Annotated in this window: 13 protein-coding genes and 1 pseudogene; 6 read left to right on the forward strand and 8 right to left on the reverse strand. The window is 70.6% G+C overall.

Features of this window, described 5'->3' with window-relative positions:
- Positions 1 to 68: 68 nt before the first annotated feature.
- Positions 69 to 1,274, forward strand: a complete 1,206-nt coding sequence (locus tag ACWD4O_RS36875; protein ID WP_451286819.1) for a Gfo/Idh/MocA family protein — start codon at positions 69 to 71, stop codon at positions 1,272 to 1,274.
- A gap of 252 nt (positions 1,275 to 1,526) precedes the next feature.
- A pseudogene (locus ACWD4O_RS36880) lies at positions 1,527 to 1,740 on the forward strand (IS5/IS1182 family transposase); the annotation flags it as partial.
- 49 nt (positions 1,741 to 1,789) lie between these two features.
- Here the strand turns inward: ACWD4O_RS36880 and ACWD4O_RS36885 are convergent.
- Positions 1,790 to 2,497 (reverse strand): NAD(P)H-binding protein, encoded by a 708-nt coding sequence (locus tag ACWD4O_RS36885; protein ID WP_451286820.1) that lies wholly within the window; start codon positions 2,495 to 2,497, stop codon positions 1,790 to 1,792.
- A gap of 98 nt (positions 2,498 to 2,595) precedes the next feature.
- On the opposite strand from ACWD4O_RS36885, the gene ACWD4O_RS36890 reads away from it, so the two are divergent.
- Positions 2,596 to 2,871, forward strand: a complete 276-nt coding sequence (locus ACWD4O_RS36890; RefSeq protein WP_451286822.1) for a winged helix-turn-helix transcriptional regulator — start codon at positions 2,596 to 2,598, stop codon at positions 2,869 to 2,871.
- 205 nt (positions 2,872 to 3,076) lie between these two features.
- On the opposite strand, the gene ACWD4O_RS36895 is transcribed toward ACWD4O_RS36890, so the two are convergent.
- Positions 3,077 to 6,820 carry a WGR and DUF4132 domain-containing protein gene (locus tag ACWD4O_RS36895; RefSeq protein ID WP_451286824.1) on the reverse strand — a complete coding sequence of 1,248 codons (3,744 nt, stop codon included), beginning with the start codon at positions 6,818 to 6,820 and terminating at the stop codon, positions 3,077 to 3,079.
- Between the two features lie 210 nt (positions 6,821 to 7,030).
- Positions 7,031 to 7,681 carry a TetR/AcrR family transcriptional regulator gene (locus ACWD4O_RS36900; protein WP_451286826.1) on the reverse strand — a complete coding sequence of 217 codons (651 nt, stop codon included), beginning with the start codon at positions 7,679 to 7,681 and terminating at the stop codon, positions 7,031 to 7,033.
- Between the two features lie 181 nt (positions 7,682 to 7,862).
- On the opposite strand from ACWD4O_RS36900, the gene ACWD4O_RS36905 reads away from it, so the two are divergent.
- The gene (locus tag ACWD4O_RS36905; RefSeq protein WP_451286828.1) at positions 7,863 to 10,217 is read left to right on the forward strand and encodes an MMPL family transporter; all 2,355 of its coding nucleotides are present in this window, start codon (positions 7,863 to 7,865) and stop codon (positions 10,215 to 10,217) included.
- A gap of 298 nt (positions 10,218 to 10,515) precedes the next feature.
- Here ACWD4O_RS36905 and ACWD4O_RS36910 read toward each other — a convergent pair whose 3' ends face one another.
- Together ACWD4O_RS36910 and ACWD4O_RS36915 are read right to left on the reverse strand one after the other, a co-directional pair.
- Complete coding sequence (locus ACWD4O_RS36910) at positions 10,516 to 10,722, reverse strand: hypothetical protein (protein WP_451286830.1); 207 nt, start codon at positions 10,720 to 10,722, stop codon at positions 10,516 to 10,518.
- Complete coding sequence (locus tag ACWD4O_RS36915) at positions 10,719 to 11,168, reverse strand: cupin domain-containing protein (protein ID WP_451286832.1); 450 nt, start codon at positions 11,166 to 11,168, stop codon at positions 10,719 to 10,721. Before ACWD4O_RS36915 ends, ACWD4O_RS36910 begins: the two co-directional genes overlap by 4 nt.
- A 46-nt stretch (positions 11,169 to 11,214) precedes the next feature.
- Between ACWD4O_RS36915 and ACWD4O_RS36920 the strand changes: the two genes are divergently transcribed.
- Positions 11,215 to 11,625 (forward strand): N-acetyltransferase family protein, encoded by a 411-nt coding sequence (locus ACWD4O_RS36920; RefSeq protein WP_451286842.1) that lies wholly within the window; start codon positions 11,215 to 11,217, stop codon positions 11,623 to 11,625.
- Here ACWD4O_RS36920 and ACWD4O_RS36925 read toward each other — a convergent pair.
- The 3 genes from ACWD4O_RS36925 to fxsT form a co-directional block, all read right to left on the reverse strand.
- A complete protein-coding gene (locus tag ACWD4O_RS36925) occupies positions 11,542 to 13,119 on the reverse strand; it encodes a serine/threonine-protein kinase (RefSeq protein WP_451286834.1) in 1,578 nt (525 codons plus the stop codon). The genes ACWD4O_RS36920 and ACWD4O_RS36925 overlap by 84 nt on opposite strands.
- Positions 13,119 to 13,634: a histidine phosphatase family protein gene (locus ACWD4O_RS36930; RefSeq protein ID WP_451286836.1), complete on the reverse strand. Its 516-nt coding sequence runs from the start codon at positions 13,632 to 13,634 to the stop codon at positions 13,119 to 13,121. Before ACWD4O_RS36930 ends, ACWD4O_RS36925 begins: the two co-directional genes overlap by 1 nt.
- A 430-nt stretch (positions 13,635 to 14,064) precedes the next feature.
- Positions 14,065 to 16,653, reverse strand: a complete 2,589-nt coding sequence (gene fxsT, locus ACWD4O_RS36935; RefSeq protein ID WP_451286838.1) for an FxSxx-COOH system tetratricopeptide repeat protein — start codon at positions 16,651 to 16,653, stop codon at positions 14,065 to 14,067.
- Positions 16,654 to 16,842: 189 nt separating this feature from the next.
- Between fxsT and ACWD4O_RS36940 the strand changes: the two genes are divergently transcribed.
- Complete coding sequence (locus tag ACWD4O_RS36940) at positions 16,843 to 17,133, forward strand: hypothetical protein (protein ID WP_451286840.1); 291 nt, start codon at positions 16,843 to 16,845, stop codon at positions 17,131 to 17,133.
- The last annotated feature ends 354 nt before the right edge of the window (positions 17,134 to 17,487 follow it).

A 17,487-nucleotide genomic window follows, 5' to 3' on the forward strand; every position in this document is an offset into this window, starting at 1 on the left:
CTTACTGTTGGCCGCGGATGAGACCGGAACAGCGAGCTCCCGTACGGCACATGCCGAAAGGATCTTGCATGGCTGCCCCGACTGGGCACACGCACACCCCGCGCGTCACCGAGACTCACGTACGACGTCCGCGTATCCCGCGCCCACGGGTCGCCGTCCTCGGTGCGGGAATGATCGCGGGAGTCCATGTCCGCAGCGCACGCGCGGCAGGCGCCGACGTGGTCGGCGTCCTGGCCTCCTCACCGGAGCGGAGCCGGGCGGCGGCACGTGACTGGCAGATCGACGTCGGTTACCCGGACGTCGACGCCGTCCTGAACGACGACCGCATCGACGTGGTGCACATCTGCACGCCCAACCACCTCCACGTCGCCCAGACCCGCGACTCGCTGCTCGCAGGCAAGCATGTCGTCTGCGAGAAGCCGATCGCCACCTCGGCGGCCGACGCCCAACTGCTCGCCGACACCGCTGTGGCCTCAGGCCGGATCGCCACCGTGCCGTTCGTCTACCGCTATCACCCCATGGTCCGCGAACTGCGGGTCCGGGTCGCGGCCGGCGACTTCGGCCCTTGGCAACTGCTCCACGGTTCGTACCTCCAGGACTGGCTGCTCCCGCCGGAAAGCACCAGTTGGCGGGTGGACCCCGCGGCCGGCGGCCCGTCGAGGGCCTTCGCCGACATCGGCTCGCACTGGTTCGACCTGGTGGAGTGGGTGGCCGGCGTCCGGATCGCCGAGGTGCTGGCCGAGACCGCCACGACGGTCGCCGAACGGCTCGACGCCGGAGGCCCTACGTTCTCCGGCGAGCAACTCGTCGGCTCCGTACGCGTCCCGGTCACCACGGAGGACGCGGTCGGAGTGCTCGGACGGACGACGGACGGGGTCCTGGTGTCCGCGACCGTCTCGCAGGTCTCGGCCGGCCGGAAGAACCGGCTGTGGTTCGAGCTCGACGGCGCGGACGCCAGCGCCGTCTTCGACCAGGAGCTGCCCGAGTCCCTGTGGCTCGGCTACGGGAACCGCACCGAGACGGTGGTCCGCGATCCGGCGTCGAACGCCCGCGAGGCGGCCCGGCTCTCGCTCGTACCCGCCGGACACGCCCAGGGCTACCTGGAGTGTTTCGAGAGCTTCGTCAAGGACACCTACGCAGCCCTGCGCGGAGAGGCCCCGGACGGCCTGCCCACCGTGCTCGACGGCCTGCGGTCCGCCCACCTCGTCGACGCGGTCCTGGCCTCGGCGGACCGGCGCGCGTGGACCACGGTCCCGGCCGACCGGCACGTGTGACCCCCCTCCCGGCCGACCCCCATCCCTCTCACCGACGGACCCGCGCCATGAAGCTCGGATTCCTGACCGCCTGCCTCCCCTCCCTGTCCCTTGCGGAGATCGCTGCCTGAGCCGCCGCCGAGGGGTGCCAGACCCTCGAGGTCGCGGTCCGGCCGAACACCGGCGGCCGCGACTTCGAGGCTTCCCATCTCCCGGTGGCTACTTTCTCGGCGGCCGACGAGGAGGCGACCCGCAAACTGCTGCACCGCACCGGGCACGCTGCCCGACGACATCACCGTGCACCTGGACGCCGGCTATGACTCGGACAAGACCCACACCCTGCTCGACGAACGCGGCCTGCACGGCCGCATCGCACACAAGGGTGAGAAGGCGCCGAGCCACCGTCATCGACGCCTTCCTCGACCTCGCCGACACCATCATCACCGTGCGCAGCCTGGTCCATCAGGCATGGACGACCCACTGCTGAGACGAACGCCCGAACCGCCCCCCATGACCACGCCTGCCTGCGCGACCCCTCATTTAAAGGCTGAGACGTTGCGCGCAGCCCACTCGGCGAAGGTGCGGGGCGGGCGGCCGAGGACCTGCTCGACATCGGGACTCACCCGCTGCTCAGCGGCTTTCGGCGTGCCCAGGATGTCAAGGGTGGCTTCCACGATCGGCTCGGGCATGAACTGCAGCATCTGTGCCCGAGCCTCCGCGCGGCTTTGCTCGACGAACCGCACCGGCTCACCCAGCGCGTCGGCGATCGCCATCGCCTGCTGCCGAGGTGAGATCGGCGCCGGTCCGGTCAGCTCATACGCCCTGCCGACGTGGCCGACGTCCCGTAATGCCGCGGCGGCGACCTCGGCGATGTCGGCCGGGTCGATGGTCGGCAGTGCGACGTCACCGAACGGCGCGCCGACCATCCGTTGCGCGCGGACCATCTCGGCCCACTGCAACGTGTTGGAGTCAAAACCTCCTGGCCGCAGCAGTGTCCATTCCAGATCCGACTCCGTGACGGGGTCCTCCAGTGTCGAGGGGTGGCTTCCTGTGGCAACGCCTTGGGAGGACAGCAGGACAACCCGGCCGATTCCGCCCGCCCGCGCGACATCGAGGACGTCGCTGACGCTGCCACCGGCCGATACGAAGTCGCCCGAGGTCAGCAGGAACAGTGCGTCGGCGCCGTCGAGCGCCCGCACCAGCGGCTGTCCGACGTTGCCAGTAGCTCCAGTAACCACAATCATGTTCGCTCCCGTTGACGAGTCCTCTGTGGGCCCAACGGAAGCTACCGGCACGGGGATAGTAGGTACCTACACGAAAGTAATGGAAAGAAAGGCTCACTATGACCCACGGCACAACTCCGGCGGCTCGTATCGACCTCGTCCCTGAGCAGGCGTGTCCGATCGCCCCGGTGGTCGACATCGTCTTCAGCCGCTGGACCACTCCGATTCTGTGGGCGCTCCATGAATACGGGCGGCATCGGTTCGTGGAGCTGGGACGCAGCCTGGGGCCGCTGTTCGCAGCACTCGCCGACTGGTCGGCCAACCTGGGCAAGGTAGAGCAGGCCCGGCAGGAGTACGAGGCCAAGGAGCAGCTGCCACGTAGCCGTCGAAGCTGACGGAGCTTCGGTCAGCCATGACGGAAGCTCAGGCACAGGCCGCCCCGGCGATCACAGAGCGTCGTATCTCCGCGATCGCCAGATCTGTGCCAGTACTACTTCCCTCGGGCCCCAACGCGCCTGTCCGTGCGCCCTCTAAGCCAGCCGGATCGGTGACAGCGACAAATTCTCACCGAGCTGTGCCGTGCGGTGTCGTGCGTCGTCGTCACCGCGCCACCAGCTCCGTGAGGTCGGCGAGCAGTTCGGACGCGGTCACCGGGTCGAGTTCGGCGAAGGCGAGCCTGGACGGTTCCCCGGGCGGGTTCCACGCACTGGGCTGCTCCGACAGCCCTATGAATTCCAGCGACTGCTCGGTGGAGACGTCGACGGCGCCGATCGTGAACCCCTCCGACGGACTGACGATGATCCAGCGATCCTTCGCGACCCGTTTGGACAGCCGGCACTGCACACCCGCGAACATCGGCTTGTCGCGCTCCCAGCCGCGCCGTTCCAGGCCGAGCAGTCTGGCGGTCGGCACGGTGATGTTCTCGAACCGCCCCAACCGGTCGGCGGCCGCCTCGTCGTCCGTGAGCCGGTGCACGGCGCGGCCGAGCTGCGGGAAAGGCTGCAGGATCTCGTGGTCCGCGAACAGCTCCTGCCACTCCGTCAGCTCCTCGCCGAGGTGGAGCGGGTGCGCCAGCCGCACCGAGGCGTCCTCCGGCAACGTGAATTCTTCGCCCCGTACGTCGGCGAAGGTGCGGTCCTCCGCCGCCCGGAACGCCGTCACCGCACCGGCGCCGCCGATGGCCGGGGTCTCGTACAGGGCCCTCTCCGAAGTCGCGGCCGGGATGCACAGCCACACCAGCCGCCGCACCAGCTGCCACAGCAGGGGATGGGAGACGAGCAGTTCGCGGAACTCACCGGTCGTCCAGCTGCGGCCCGCGACCATCGCGCCCTCCAGCCGGCGCGCCTGGTCCGAGGCCACCGTCCGGACGTCTTTCTTCAGCGCCATGAACCGCTTGCGTTCCGCCGGCGCCAGCTCGGCGTCGTCGCGGGCACCCGGTGTGGGCAGGTCCTTGCGCCGCTTGCCGTCCTGGCCCAGGACGTACGGCCGCAATTGCTCCTCGAAGCCCACGGTGAAGCGCCGGGGCCCGTACTCCACGACGGTCGAGCCGTCGGCGTCCAGCCCGAAGTCCGGCACCAGCCGGTCGGCGAGTTCCTCGCCGGACAGCCCCAGATCGGTCGCCACCTGCTCGATCTTCTCCTTGGCGCGCGTCTGGAGCGCCTTGAACTTCACCCGCTGGGAGACCCCGTGCAGATGCATCAGGGCTACGTCGCTGCCGATGGCCGCCAGCACGTCCAGGCCCTCCACGGCCCGCTGGTGTGCTCCCTCGCCGGGCCAGTTCCGCAGGACCGGCGCCAGCCGGCGCACCGTGTCGTCGTCGCCGAACCAGCCCAGGGCATGCAGCGCCCAGCTTTCCTTGGCCGGCATTCCGGACAGCCGCCACTGCTCGAACAGGGACCAGGTGAAGGCGGTCAGCGATTCGGGATCGCACGCCTCCTTCACCGTCTCCACGCCCGTATAGACCGCGCCCGGCCGGGAGATCGCCAGCATGGTCAGCAGATGGCGCACGGATTCGGCGGGCAGCGCCGAGGTCCGGCCCCGCAGCAGCACTCGAGGCAGTAGCCGGGGGGCCGCCCAGGCGGCGGGCTCCGGCATCCTCGACGGCAGCGCGAGCTCCAGACGATCGGCCGACAGCAGGTCACGGACGACCGCGACCGCCTTGGGACCGTGACCGGCCGCCGCGTCGAGTACGGCGTCCTTTCCGTGTGTGGCGGCGATGGCCCGCAGCGCGTGCTCGGCGCTGTGGCGGGCCGCGCCCGCCGGACCGGCCGCGTCGGGCACCAGCAGCGCGGCGGCGTCCGCGCCGTGCCGGGCGAACCAGGCGCGGGTCGTGGGCGCGACGGACTTCAGCCGCACGAACCAGTCGGCCATCAGACGCGCGACCTCCAGCTGCCGATAGGGCAGGAGCAGCCCGCCGGCCACAGCGGGCTGCCGCGCCGCGGCGTGCAGCAGCGGCGGCAGCGCGTCCTCCTCCCATCGGGCGGCCACCGGCTTCAGCTCCTTCACGAGTTCCCACATGTGCTCGGGAGTCCACTGCGCCAGCAGCGGGCGGTACATGTCCGGGCCGTCGGCGAACAGCGCGGCCAGACGGTAGTTGTCGAGGTCCGCGAACTGCTCCCGCAGGGTTCGGACATCGGGATACGGCTCGTTCTGCCGGCGCCGCACCCGCCGCTCGGGCTCCTCGACGGCGGCAGCCCATGCCTCGCGCTCGCCGGGCTGCCAGAGCATGCGGGTCTCCTTCCCGGCGACGAGCCCCTTGACGGTTCTCGGATTCGGCGCCGTCCGCCTGCCTGTCCACGGCGGGCTCACCAGCAGCTCGGGCAGCGCGTCGGCGGGGGCGTCGGCGGCGGCCGGGTGCAGCAGCTCCCGCACCACCTCGGCCGCCTTGGGCGGGAACTGTGCGAGCCGCGACTCCAGCAGCTCACCGTGCGTGGCTACATGCGCGGTCAGCAACTGACCCAGCAGGAAGGAGTTGCGGCCGGGGGCGGGCGCCGCCCGGTCGGCCAGGAGGCGTGCCGCGCGCACCGGATACCGGCGCGCCGCCTCCAGCAGCGCCGGATGCACCTGCCTGTCGTCCGCGTGGGACATCAGCAGCTCGAACGCCTCGTCCGTCGGTAACTGTGCCAGGATCCCCGCCAGTTCTTCCGCCGATGCCCCGCGGGACGGCATACGGTGCCGCCAGATCTCCGCGATCAGCGCGGCGACGGCCGGGCCGACGCCCTCGGCGACCGTGGCCGCGGTGGAGAGCCTGCCGTCGTAGGCGGGCACGCCGCCCGCCCGCAGCAGAGCCCGCAGTTGCTCCTCGTCGTTCAGCAACTCGAACAGCATGGCACGTACGACACGGTCCTCCCGGCCGCTCTCCCCCGGGTCGGCGCAGCACTCCGCGACCCAGTCGATCTCGCTCGGGACCAGATACGACACCACGATTCGGCGCCGCGCGCCGCCGCGGTGCGCGGCCAGAGCCGCCACCACCTCGCGGTAGTCGTCCTCACCGGCCATCGAGAGCAGCGTCCGCACCCGGTCGGCGGCGCCCCGGCGCAACCACAGCCGCTGCGGCGAGTCGCCCTCGGGCAGGACGGCCAGCCTGGTGGTCCTGCCCTGGTCGTCCCCGTGTTCGATCTCGTGGTCGAGCTCGAACAGCTCCACCGTGGCGCGGGCCGCGAAGGCCCGCCCGTGCCGCAGCTGCCAGGCATCGGCGACCGCGTCGTACAGCAACTTCCCGCGGTCGGTGACCACGGCCAGGACCGCGGCGCCGACCGGATCCGCCGTCCCCTCCAGATAGCGGCGTGCGGCGGCTGCCGGCTCAGGGGCGACGCCCGGAACGGCCTCGCCGAGGACCGTGCCGATCCACTCCTCCTCCTTCGCCGCCGCGAGCCGCCTGTCCCAGGAGTCGAGAGCCGATTCGTGGGGTGAGTGCGAGTACCGGGGGATGCCGCCCCAGCGCGGGCGGAGGCTCTGCCGCCAGGCGGCGGGCAGCGTGAACGAGTCCTCGTCGGGTGCCGCCGCAGCATCTCCGGCATGTCCGGTGCCCCCGGCGTCCGGCGGGTGGCCGGCGCCCACGGGCGCGTACCCCTCGCGTTCCTTCTCCCGCACGGCCTCGGCCACGTACACCTCCGCGGCCGTCGCCGAGCCGCAGTCCTCGACCCGCGTACGCCCCGGTGCACCGGCCTCTCCGTGACGGACGATCACCAACGCGCCGTCCGACCCGACCTCCCAGAACATGATCGGGCTGTCTTCTCCCCCGTCAGCCAGCTCCCAGCGCCGCACGGCCGCCCCTTCCTCGGACCCAAGCCGACCCCAGGTCAGCGCTCCTGTGATGGACCCGCCCGCGACACGGGCGATCACGGGCCTCACAGTAGATCCGGTCACTGACAACGGCTGCCGGCGGCCCTGCACCCGCTCCCGGCCGTCCTCCCTTCTCAGCCTGCTCGCAGAGGCGCAACGTCGGCATCACGGGCGGTCTTCCCGGTGCCCAGGCGCCCCGAGGCCGTCGGCGCCGCACGGGCGGCACAAGCTCGCATGCGGCACCCGTTCAGGACCTTGCGCGGCGCGCTTTCAGAGGCCACGGCTCGCGCGTGTGGCATTGCCGAGCGCGGTGCGCAGGTCGTCCTGACCGGAGAGCAGCGGCGGCAGCGGGGTCGCGTTCGCGGGGTTGAGCGAGTCGAACAGCAGGGCGATGAACCGGGCCCGCAGCGAGGGGGCGGTCCCGGGGAGCGCGAGACCGGCCACAGCCATGACGAGGAAGTGCGGGATGTCCTCGGCGGTGAGGTCGGAGCGGATCTCGCCGGCCTCCTGAGCACGCACCAGGAGCGGGTGGAGCGAGGCGCTGAAGTCCTGGAGCACGTCCACCGCGACATCGGCGAAGTTGCCCGCGAAGGCGACCATGCCTCGCTCCTCGGTGATCAGGTCGAGCAGGTGCGTGGCGATGCCCTGAAGCGCCTGGCGCGTGTCGGCGGCGTCGGCAGCGCGCTCGACGAGCGGGAGCAGGTCGGTTTCGAGAATGTCCTCGAGGACGGCGCGGACGACGGCTTCCCGGTTCGGGAAGTGGCGGTAGAGCGTGGCGATGCCCACGCCGGCCTCCGCCGCGATCTGCTCGAGCGAGCCGTCGCCCTTGCCCAGCACGATCCGCCCCGCGGCGGTGATGCGCTCCACGCTGGAGCGGGCGTCGACCCGGCGCCGGGGGGTGCGGTCGTTCATGGCTGCCATCCGTGACTCTTCCCTGCTCCGCTCCGCGACGAAGGCCTGCGAGGACCGTCCTTCTCCACGATAGAAGCCTATCGCATTGATAGTCGACTATCGGATTGATAGCCTCCTATCGTTTTGATAGTAACCTCTCGCTTCATCGCGTGGCCTGGACTGCCGGGCCGTGACAGACAGGGAGAGCTCTGTGTCCGTTCTGCTGTACCGCCTGGGCAGGTTCGCCTATGGAAAGCCCTGGTACGTCATCGGCGGCTGGCTGGCGGTGGTGGCGTCCGTGGTCGCGCTCCTCGCGGTCAACCCCGTCAGGATCAGCAACGAGGTGCGCATCGACGGCACCCCGTCCCAGCAGGTCATCGACGATCTGGCCACGACGCTTCCGGAGGCGTCCGGGGGCCAGGGCATGCTGCTGTTCAAGGCACCGGACGGAGCCCGGATCGACGACTCGAAGCCCCATGCGGCGCTCTTGGCGGCGGTGGACGCCGTCTACCGTCACGACCACGTGATCGACACCCGGCAGGTCCTGGCGCAGGAGGTCGCCAAGGGCGCGGACAGCCCGCTGCTCCAGGCCCAGGCAGCGGTGGCGCGGGCCGGCGGCCGGACCCCCGCTCCCCTGCAGTCGAACGGGCAACCCGTCGCGGGCGTGATCGTCTCCGCCGACGGCAAGACGGCGTTGATGCAGTTCCAGTTCGACGAGCAGACCTACGAGTTGCCCTCCGGGACGATCGACAGCACCGTCGAGGCCGCCGAACAGCGGGCCGCGCGCGGTGGCCTGGAGGTCCTGCCGTCGGCGTCGATGATGGAGATCCCCGAGATCGTCGGCGTCGGCGAGATCGTCGGGGTCGCCGTCGCGGCCCTCGTCCTGCTGATCACCCTGGGCTCGGTGGTGGCCGCGGGCCTGCCCTTGGTCATCGCCCTCGTCGGGGTCACGGTGGGAGTCGGCGGCGCCTTCACCCTCTCCACGGTGTTCGAGATCCACTCGCTCGCCGCGGTGCTGGCCCTGATGCTGGGCCTGGCCGTCGGCATCGACTACGCGCTGTTCATCGTCAACCGGGAGCGCCGGCTGATCCTGGACGACGGCCTGGACCCGCACGAAGCGACCGGCCGAGCCATCGGCACCGCCGGGAGCGCGGTCTTCTTCGCCGGGAGCACCGTCATCATCGCCCTCGCCGGGCTGCTGGTCATCCGGATCGCCCTGCTCTCCACCATGGCCCTCGTGGCGGCCGCCACGATCGCGGTCGCCGTCCTGCTCGCCCTGACCCTGCTGCCGGCGCTGCTCGGCCTGGTCAAGGAGGGCGTGTGCCCCGCACGGACCCGACGCGGCGCACAACGGCTGAAGGCGGGCACGGGGTCGACCGCCGGCGACGCCGGACCGACCCGGGCCGACCGCTGGGGAAAGCTCCTGGTCCGCCACAAGTACGCCGCCCTCACGGCCGCCGTCCTCATACCCGTGATCCTGGCCGTGCCCGCCGCCGACATGAAGCTGGGCCTGCCCTCCGGCGCCAGCTACAACGCCGACACCGGGCAGCGCCAGAGCTACGAGCTGGTCAGCGACGCCTACGGCCCCGGCTACAACGGCCCTCTCCTGGTCGCCGTCAACTCCACCGCGAGCGGACAGCCCCTCGCCCCGGCGACCCTTGCCGCGGTGGCCGCGGACCTGCGGGACACGAAGGGCACCACCTCGGTCTCCCTGGCCGGCATGAGCAGGACCGGCAGCACCGCCATCCTGAGCCTCGTTCCCGGCAGCGGCCCGAACGACGACGCGACCAAGGATCTCGTCACCGCCGTACGGGACGAGAGCGCGCGGATCAGCCGGGACCACGGCGCGGCCATCGGCGTCACCGGCTTCACCGCCCTGGCGATCGACGTCTCCGACCGGCTCGCCGACGTACTGCCCCTCTATGTGGCCACCGTGCTCGGACTCTCCCTGATCGTCCTGCTCCTGGTCTTCCGTTCGCTCCTGGTACCCGTGATCGCCACCCTCGGATTCCTGCTGAGCGTCTCGGCAGCGTTCGGCATGACTACGGCCGTATTCCAATGGGGCTGGCTGCAGGGACTGATCGGGCTCGACGCCACCGCACCGGTCGTGAGCCTGCTGCCCATCATCATCACGGGCGTCCTCTACGGACTGGCCATGGACTACCAGATGTTCCTGGTGACCTCGATGCGTGAGGCGCACGTCCACGGCGCGACCGCCCTGAACGCCACCGTGACCGGCTTCGCCCGCGCGAGCTCCGTCGTCGTGGCGGCGGCCACCATCATGGTCTCGGTCTTCGCCGGGTTCGTCTTCAACCCCCAGCCCATGATCAAGCAGGCCGGCTTCGCACTCGCCGCGGGCATCCTCATCGACGCCTTCGTCATCCGCATGACCCTCATCCCGGCCACGATGGCACTCGCGCGGGAGAAGGCCTGGTGGATCCCCGCCCGGCTGGACCGGCTGCTGCCCGACCTGGATGTCGAGGGCGACAGGCTGGCACAGAGGATTCCGCTGCCCGCCGCCGCGCGTCCGCACTCGACACCGCAGACGGCCGACACCACCGGCTGACCGACACCGCGGTCTCTTCCCTCGTCGCCCTCGGTCGGTCGACACGGAAGAGACCGCGGCAGCCCGGGCCGCCCGGACTTCCCTGGGCACAAGGCCCCGTCAGACTCTGGCCGTCCGAGCAGAGACCCCGACTCAGTCGGGCAGCCCCCAGAAGGATCCCTGCAGGCCGACCTCGGCAAAGCAGGCGGTGGTTGGGGAATGGGCCACCTGGTCGCCTGGTGGGGGTGTGTCTCGGCCGACGACCCAGGCGTGCGGGGTGTCACAGGCCGGACAGCGGGTGGCGACCAGGACGTCGCGCTCATCCTGGAGCAGGTGGGGCGTAGCTGAGCCCGCCATGCAGCCCGATCAGCGCGGCGGTCGGCACGAGGCCGATCAGGGAGAGCGGGACGTCCAGGTCGGCGGCGACCTCGGTGAGTGCCGGCTGGAGGGCGTAGTTGTCGGCGATCGCCCCGCCGGCGATCGCGGCCGGCAGGAACGTACCGCCCGGGGACAGTGCGCGGGTCACGGCCGCGCCCCTCGGGTGAGGACGACCGCGTAACGGCACTCCGCCTGTGTGGTGTTGGCGAACACGCGCTCGGCGGGCTCGCCGAGTTCGATGGTGTCGCCTGCGGCGAGTTCGTGGATCGTATCCCCGTCGTGGAAGGTGAGCCGCCCGTCGAGGACCCAGACGACCTGCCGGACGAAGGCGAAGGCCGCGGCCGGGTAGGGCACGCGGGCACCGGGCGGCAGACGGACCTCGGCGATCTCGGCGGGGAAGTCCGGGCCGACGATCTGCCGGCGCCGGTAGCCGGTCGCGGGGTCGGTCCTCTCGGCAGCATCGGCCCCGCGACGTACCCCCGGCTTCGCGTACGGATCGTCCTGCGCGCCCTCGGCCAGCGCGAGCAGCGAGGCGACACTCAGCTGGAACGCCGCCGACAGTTTCCCCAGCACCACCGCCCTGTGGACCACCACCCAGCAGTCCCCCCCCCCCGAGGGTGAGGCATGGCTGGCCGCACACCTGGAGCGCGGCTCGGCGTGCGTGGCCGAAGTCGAGGGCGAGGTGGCCGGGTTCGCGTTCTACGGACCAAGGCGGGAGCTCGACGGATACCGGCACACCGTGGAGGACTCGGTCTACGTCCGCGACGGCCGTCACGGCCTCGGCATCGGCTCCGCGCTGCTCACCGCTCTGATTGCCGGGGCGCGCGAGGCCGGCCACCACGTCATGATCGCGGACATCGAGTCCGGGAACACCGCCTCGATCCGGCTGCGGGCCGATCTCGATGTCGCGCGGACGGTCGGCCGGGACATGGCCAGTGCTCTGGACGAACGCGGCCTGTCCCGCTGCTCACGAGTCGTCCTCGGGTTCCACTGCGTTGCGCCAGATGGTGAGGTCCACAGTCACATATACCGCGGGCTCGTCATCCGGTGAGTAGCTTCGTACGGTGACGAGTCCAATATGGCCTGCGCCCGTGGTGATGCAGATCTGGCTTCCCTTGCCGACGTTCTCCCGCGAGATCTGTGTCGTGTAGCGGGTGTCCGTGCGGCAGGTGTCCAGGGATCCCGTCTGTCCGCTCCTGAGCAGCACGAGCGTGTTCTCGCTGCTGGCGCCCGTGTCGGTGGCGAAGTATCCCTCGCCATAGCCGAAGTCTCCGTCGTAGAGGGCGCCATCTCCGGTGTAGGGGCGGGGTGGTTCGTCGGCGAGGCTGATGCTGTAGTCCATCGGGATGTTGAGTTTGTATTCAGCAGGTTTCGGGTCTGCCGGTGGCTCCGTCGTCGCCGGGCTGCTGCCCGTGTTCGCCTCTGACGGGCCGCTCGGGCTCGGGCTGCTCAGGTTCGGGCTGTTCGGGCTGCTGGTTCGGCCTGGTTGCTTGGTTGTGTCCTGGCCGAGATCCTTGTTCCCGCCGTCGTCGTTCCCCAGGAGAGCGGTGACGCCCGCACCCGCGAGAGCAGCTACCAGGACGGCCGCCACGGCCAGCGCGATCCGTTTGCGTCTGGCGGGGTGCGGTGGGGGGACCGGCGCGGCGGTGTGGCGATCGATGTCGGCGGCCACGGCGGGCGGCAGCCAGCCGTCCGGGCGGCGCAGTTCCGTCTGCGGCGAGGCCCGTTGGCATAGATCAATGATCTCGGCGGGCGAGGGGCGAAGGCCTGCGTCCTTGTCCAGACAGCGAGTGACCAGCTCATTCAGTTCTTCCGGCAGGTCAGTGAGACTCGGCTCTTCGTGCACGATGCGGTAGAGCACGGTGTGCGAGGTGCCCTCGCCGAAGGCCGGGGCGCCGGTGGCGGCGTAGACCGCGACCTGACCGAGGGCGAAGACGTCCGTGGCAGGCGTGCAGGCCGCACCGGACGCCTGCTCGGGGGTCATGAAGGCGGGAGTGCCGACGATGACGCCGCTGCGGGTCAGTGAGGTGGCGTCGGCGGCGCGGGCAATGCCGAAGTCGATGACACGCGGACCGTCGGCCGCCAGCAGCACATTGGACGGCTTGAGGTCGCGGTGGACGATGCCGGCGCCGTGGATGGCCTGCAGCGCCTCGGCGATCCCGGCGACGGCCAGCACCACGGCGGGAACGGGCAGCGGCCCGTGCCGGGTCACGGCGGCCTGGAGGGAGGGACCTGCCACATAGGCCGTGGCGAGCCACGGGCGCTCCCCCTCCGTGTCGCTGTCGATGACCGGCGCGGTGTACAGGCCCTGCACGAGCTGCGCGGCCTGCACCTCCTGCCTGAAGCGGCGGCGGAACTCCGGGTCACCGGCCAGATCCGGCCGAATCACCTTGATGGCCACCGGCCGCCCGCCTGGCGTGTAGGACAGATACACCGTGCCCATGCCGCCCTCGCCCAGCCGAGCAGTGATCCGGTATCCCGCGATGGCGACCGGATCACCAGCCCTCAGCGACTGGAACACCCGGTCCACGCCCTCAGTAGTCATCAAACCCCCTTCTCGTTGTGTACATGCCCACTCACCGTGGGGTGAACATAGGCGAAGGCTCCTTGCCGCGGTACCCGAACAAGCACGGAAGACGTACAGCCGTAACTACCCGACACGGGGCCGTAGTTCACGATCGCGGAAACTCGGCGGGGGACCGGCGACGGATCCGTACTTCGGTATGCCGCTGTGGCTCCAGGTCGAGACCCGGCACGGGTGGTTGTGGGCACACCGGACGGAAGATGACGTTGGTGGCCTGCCTTCCGGCATGGATCAAGCGAGCGAAGAACCGGGACGAGATCCTGCGTGCCGTCAGTCGGCCCGCCGTCCGTGAGAGCGGCGGGCCGTCGAAGCGGCAGGTTGAGGTCAGCCAGATTGGGCGGAGTCGAGATGACGGGTGCCTCGCCGTAGGACTTCTCACGCAGCCTGCGATCCAGGACCGGCTTCACGCCGAACAGCTCGGCCACCGCATCGGCCGTCCGCCGGGTGCGCTGCAGATCCGAGGAGAACAGCTCCACCTCGGTGCCGTCCGGTCAGAACCATCGAGCGGGTTCTTCAGCTCGTTCTCGGGTGCTGCCTTGGCAAGTACCCCGAGCCCTCGTACCGGGTGCGGTGTGGCTGCCAGTTCGGCACGTGGAAGAAGTGGTGCTCCGGCTGGAGGAGTTGCTGTTCCCGTCGATCGCCGACGTGGCGGCGCCCTCCGTCGCCGTCGAGGAGAACGAGACCCGCTTCCAGGAGGAGTTCGCCGGGCACGCGGGCGAACCGCCGCGCCGGCGGCTGAGCGCCTTTCTGCACGGCATGGCGGACCTACTGGAGGAACAGCGAGCACTGTTGCTGATCGCGGGGGCCAGCGCCCCGGCCGCCCGCTGCACCAGCCAGACCTATCGCACGCACCAGGAGCAACTCACCTCCTTGGGTGGCGGAGCTGGCCCCCGCCGCCGACGCCGCCTACCTCGCGGACCTGCGGGCGAGTTCCTGCCGGCTCTTCAGGGTGTCCGGGTGGTGTGCACCCAGCACGCGTGTCTGCAGGGGCAGCAGGTCTGCGTAGGCGGCTGCCGCCCCGGAGGGGTCCCCCGCTCTGACTCGCCACTCGGCGAGAAAGCTCCAGCTCTTGAGGGTGTGGGGATGTTCCCGGCCCAGCAGCCGCACACAGTCCCGCACGATGTCGTCGAGGGCGGTGGCAGCCCGGACGGCATCACCCGCCTGCCCCCAGCATTGGGCCAGATGGGACCGGACCTGAAGGGTGGCGGGGTGGCCCGCGCCCCGGATCCGTGCACTGTCCTCGGCCAGTCGGGCGAACGCGGACGCGGCCCCGACAACGTCACCCGCCCGTGCTTGCAGGTAGGCGACATTGTTGCGGGTGTCGAGGGTGTGCGGATGGTCGGCGCCCAGCACCTGTGACCGCACATCGAGGAGTTCGGCGAACGTCGCAGTGGCTGTGCATATGTCCCCGGCCATCACTTGCTGATAGGCGAGGTTGTTGAGGGTCATGAGGGTGTCCGAATCGTGGTCGCCCAGCAACCGCTTCTGGTCTTCGAGCAGTTCCTGGAACTCGGTCACCGCGGTGGCGGGGTCCCCCGCCTCGCCACGGAAGCGAGCGAGGTTGTTGCGCAACAGGAGGGTGTCGGGGTGGTCGTCGCCCAGCACCCGCCGCGTGTCGTCGAGCACGTCGATGAAGTCGGCCACGGCTCCGGCCAGATCCCCTGCCAGGGCTTTGGTGTACGCGATGCTGTTCCGGGACGCCAGCAGGTCGGGGTGGTCGGCGTCCAGGTGGCGTCGCTGCTCCGCCAGCACATCGGTCAGGGCAGCCGCGGCTCCGGCTACATCCCCCGCCTCCCCCTGCCAACGCGCCGCCTGCTGGCGGAACAGGAGGGTGTCGGGGCGGTGCTCACCAAGATGGGCGACGGCCTGCTCGGCGAGGTGCTGATAGTAGTCGCGGGCCGCACCGACCTGGCCTGACGTCCCGAGGCTTGTGCCGCTACGGCCGAGCACGGGGTGAGTGACCGGCCGGTACAGGGCCTCTCCGGCGTGCCCGGCGAGGACAGCGGTGTTGGCCCTCAGGGCGGCGGCGAGGTCAGTGTCTCGCTCGACGTCAGGCCAGGCGGCCGTCAGGGCGTCAGCAGCCGCGCGAGCGACTTGGTCTCTGTGCTCGGGGGAGAGCTGCTCGCGAACCGCGCGCTGGATGAGCTGATGCACGCGTACGGCACGATGGGGGTTGTCCGAGGCACAGTCGATGACACTGAACTGTTCCAGATTCCGCAGGACTTCACCGATGTCGCCGACCTCGCCCGGCTCGTCGCCCGGTTGCCTCACAGGGGCATCCGGGTCCGACAGCGGAGTGCGATGGGTGGCCAGGTAACTCCGTACAGGCGGAGAGTCGAGCACCGGGGCGGGAACGCCGTTGGGGTCCAGCAGCGAAAGGACGTGGAGCAGGGGACGGGCGAGGCCCCGGCGTGGCTGCCGGTCGGCCCGGTCAATGGAGAGATCCCAGGCGGCCGCCACCGTCTTGTTCTGATCGTCGGGAAGTCCGATATCGGTCGGCAGGACAGTGGTGAGGGTCTGTGCCCGGCCGGCGAGACGCGTGCGGTAGCCCGCGCAGTCCAGGTGCAGGGCATGCATGAAGGGAACCGCCTGGGACAGTGCGAGCGGCAGCCGCCCGAGGTCTTCCGCCAGACCCGTGAGCTGCGCCAGGTCGTCCGCCCGGCCGAGGGCTTCGAGCTTGGCGGTCAGATAGGAGACCGCTTCCGCGGAGGTGAACCGGTCGACCTCGACGCGTCGGCTGCCCGCCCGAAGCAGCGAGACGTCCCGGAATCGAGTGGTGACCAGCGTCTGCCCGTGTGGGACGTGCGGGGGCCAGAGCCCCCGGACCGCGGCGGTGTACGGCACGTCGTCCAGCACCACCAGCCACCGCAGGCCGGGCCGGGGTCCGCCGTCTGCCGTTCCCGGGCCGAGCCTCAGCCAGTTCAGGAACTCGGACGCGGCCTGCGGGTCCTCACGGCCGGCACCCAGCAGTCGGGAGGCCGCGTCGGCGTAGGCGTCCGCGACCGCGGTGCGCGAAGCCGCCGTCACCCACAGCACCAGGTCAACCTGACCGCTGTCGATCGCCGTGCGGGCGTGACGGGCGGCCAGTTGGGTCTTGCCCACCCCGCCCATGCCGGTCAGCACCACCTGGCTGAGCGCCACGGTCCCGCCCGTGGCCGCGGTCTCCACACGTGCGCGCAGTCCCGGCCGCGGCACGAAGCAGTCCGCTTCGAGCGGCACGTCCCCGAGCACCCGGCACACCGCCCCGGGCGGCTGCGGGCCCCGCCGAGCGCTCACCCCGCCCCGCGCCGACTCTCCCAGGCGGGTGGCGTCACCTGCCGCGGCGGCGGTCCGCCGCAACCTCAACAGCTCGTTCACGTCGGGTTGTTTCAGACGCAACGCCCGTGCCAAGGCCGCGACCGTCGCGCCCGCGGGAACCGGACCACCCTCTCTGAGGGCGTTCCACACGGTGGTACGGCTCACCGCCGCGCGAGCCGCCAGCTGCGTCTGAGTCATTCGGGCCTGGTCCACCGCGTCGGTGAGCCTGCCACGCAGCTCTCTCAGCGCGCGCTCGTTCTGTTCCTCCTGCACCTTTCTCCCCACTTGGTGTCCATCTGTGTTCATCCTCTCCCGCTGAACCATGACGAACACCTTTTCCGGCAATTTGGGTCGCGTCACCGATCCGACCACTGGAGGAAGTTGGTCATGTCCGACCTCGCAGCCGTTCTGCTGACAGCCGCGTTCGTGATGAACCCGGCGTTGCCGGTCGCCGCTGCCACGGGCAAGCTCGCGCGACTGGAGGGAGCCGGTCACCCCGCCGCCATGAGGCGCGCCGCCCTCGCCTTCGCAGGGAGCCCGACCCTGGTAGCCGCCGTCACCGGTGCCCTGGAGCGGTCGTCACCCGACCCCTGCACCACGGCACCGGGCACGGCTCGCATACCGCCGCCCGCGCCTGTTGAGATGCATTCGATGGGTGATCGGTATTCACGGACGTGAGGCGTAAGGCGTGAGTGTTCGTCGCCCGTACCGCAGTGCCGAGTCCGACGTCCGTCGAGCTTTGATCGAACCGGTCTTCACCGCCTGGCAGGCAAGACGGACCGGACCCGGCACTGCGGGTACGGGTGCACGACCTGCGAGAGATCCTGGCCCCTTCAGCCAGGCATGGTCTGGTTCGCTCTGTCGGCTCCTGGAACTTCTGGGCGGCCGACGGCCGGCGCGGAGACGGCTCCCCATGCAGGTGAGGCTGGGTCTCGCCCCTAGTAGTGCCTGGTCAGGTCGGCTGGAGTGGTGCGTGTCCTTGGGGCTTGGTGTGACGTTGAGGGTGTATGACTCCGGACGAGATTGCCGTGG

Source organism: Streptomyces sp. NPDC002623 (genome assembly GCF_053592635.1).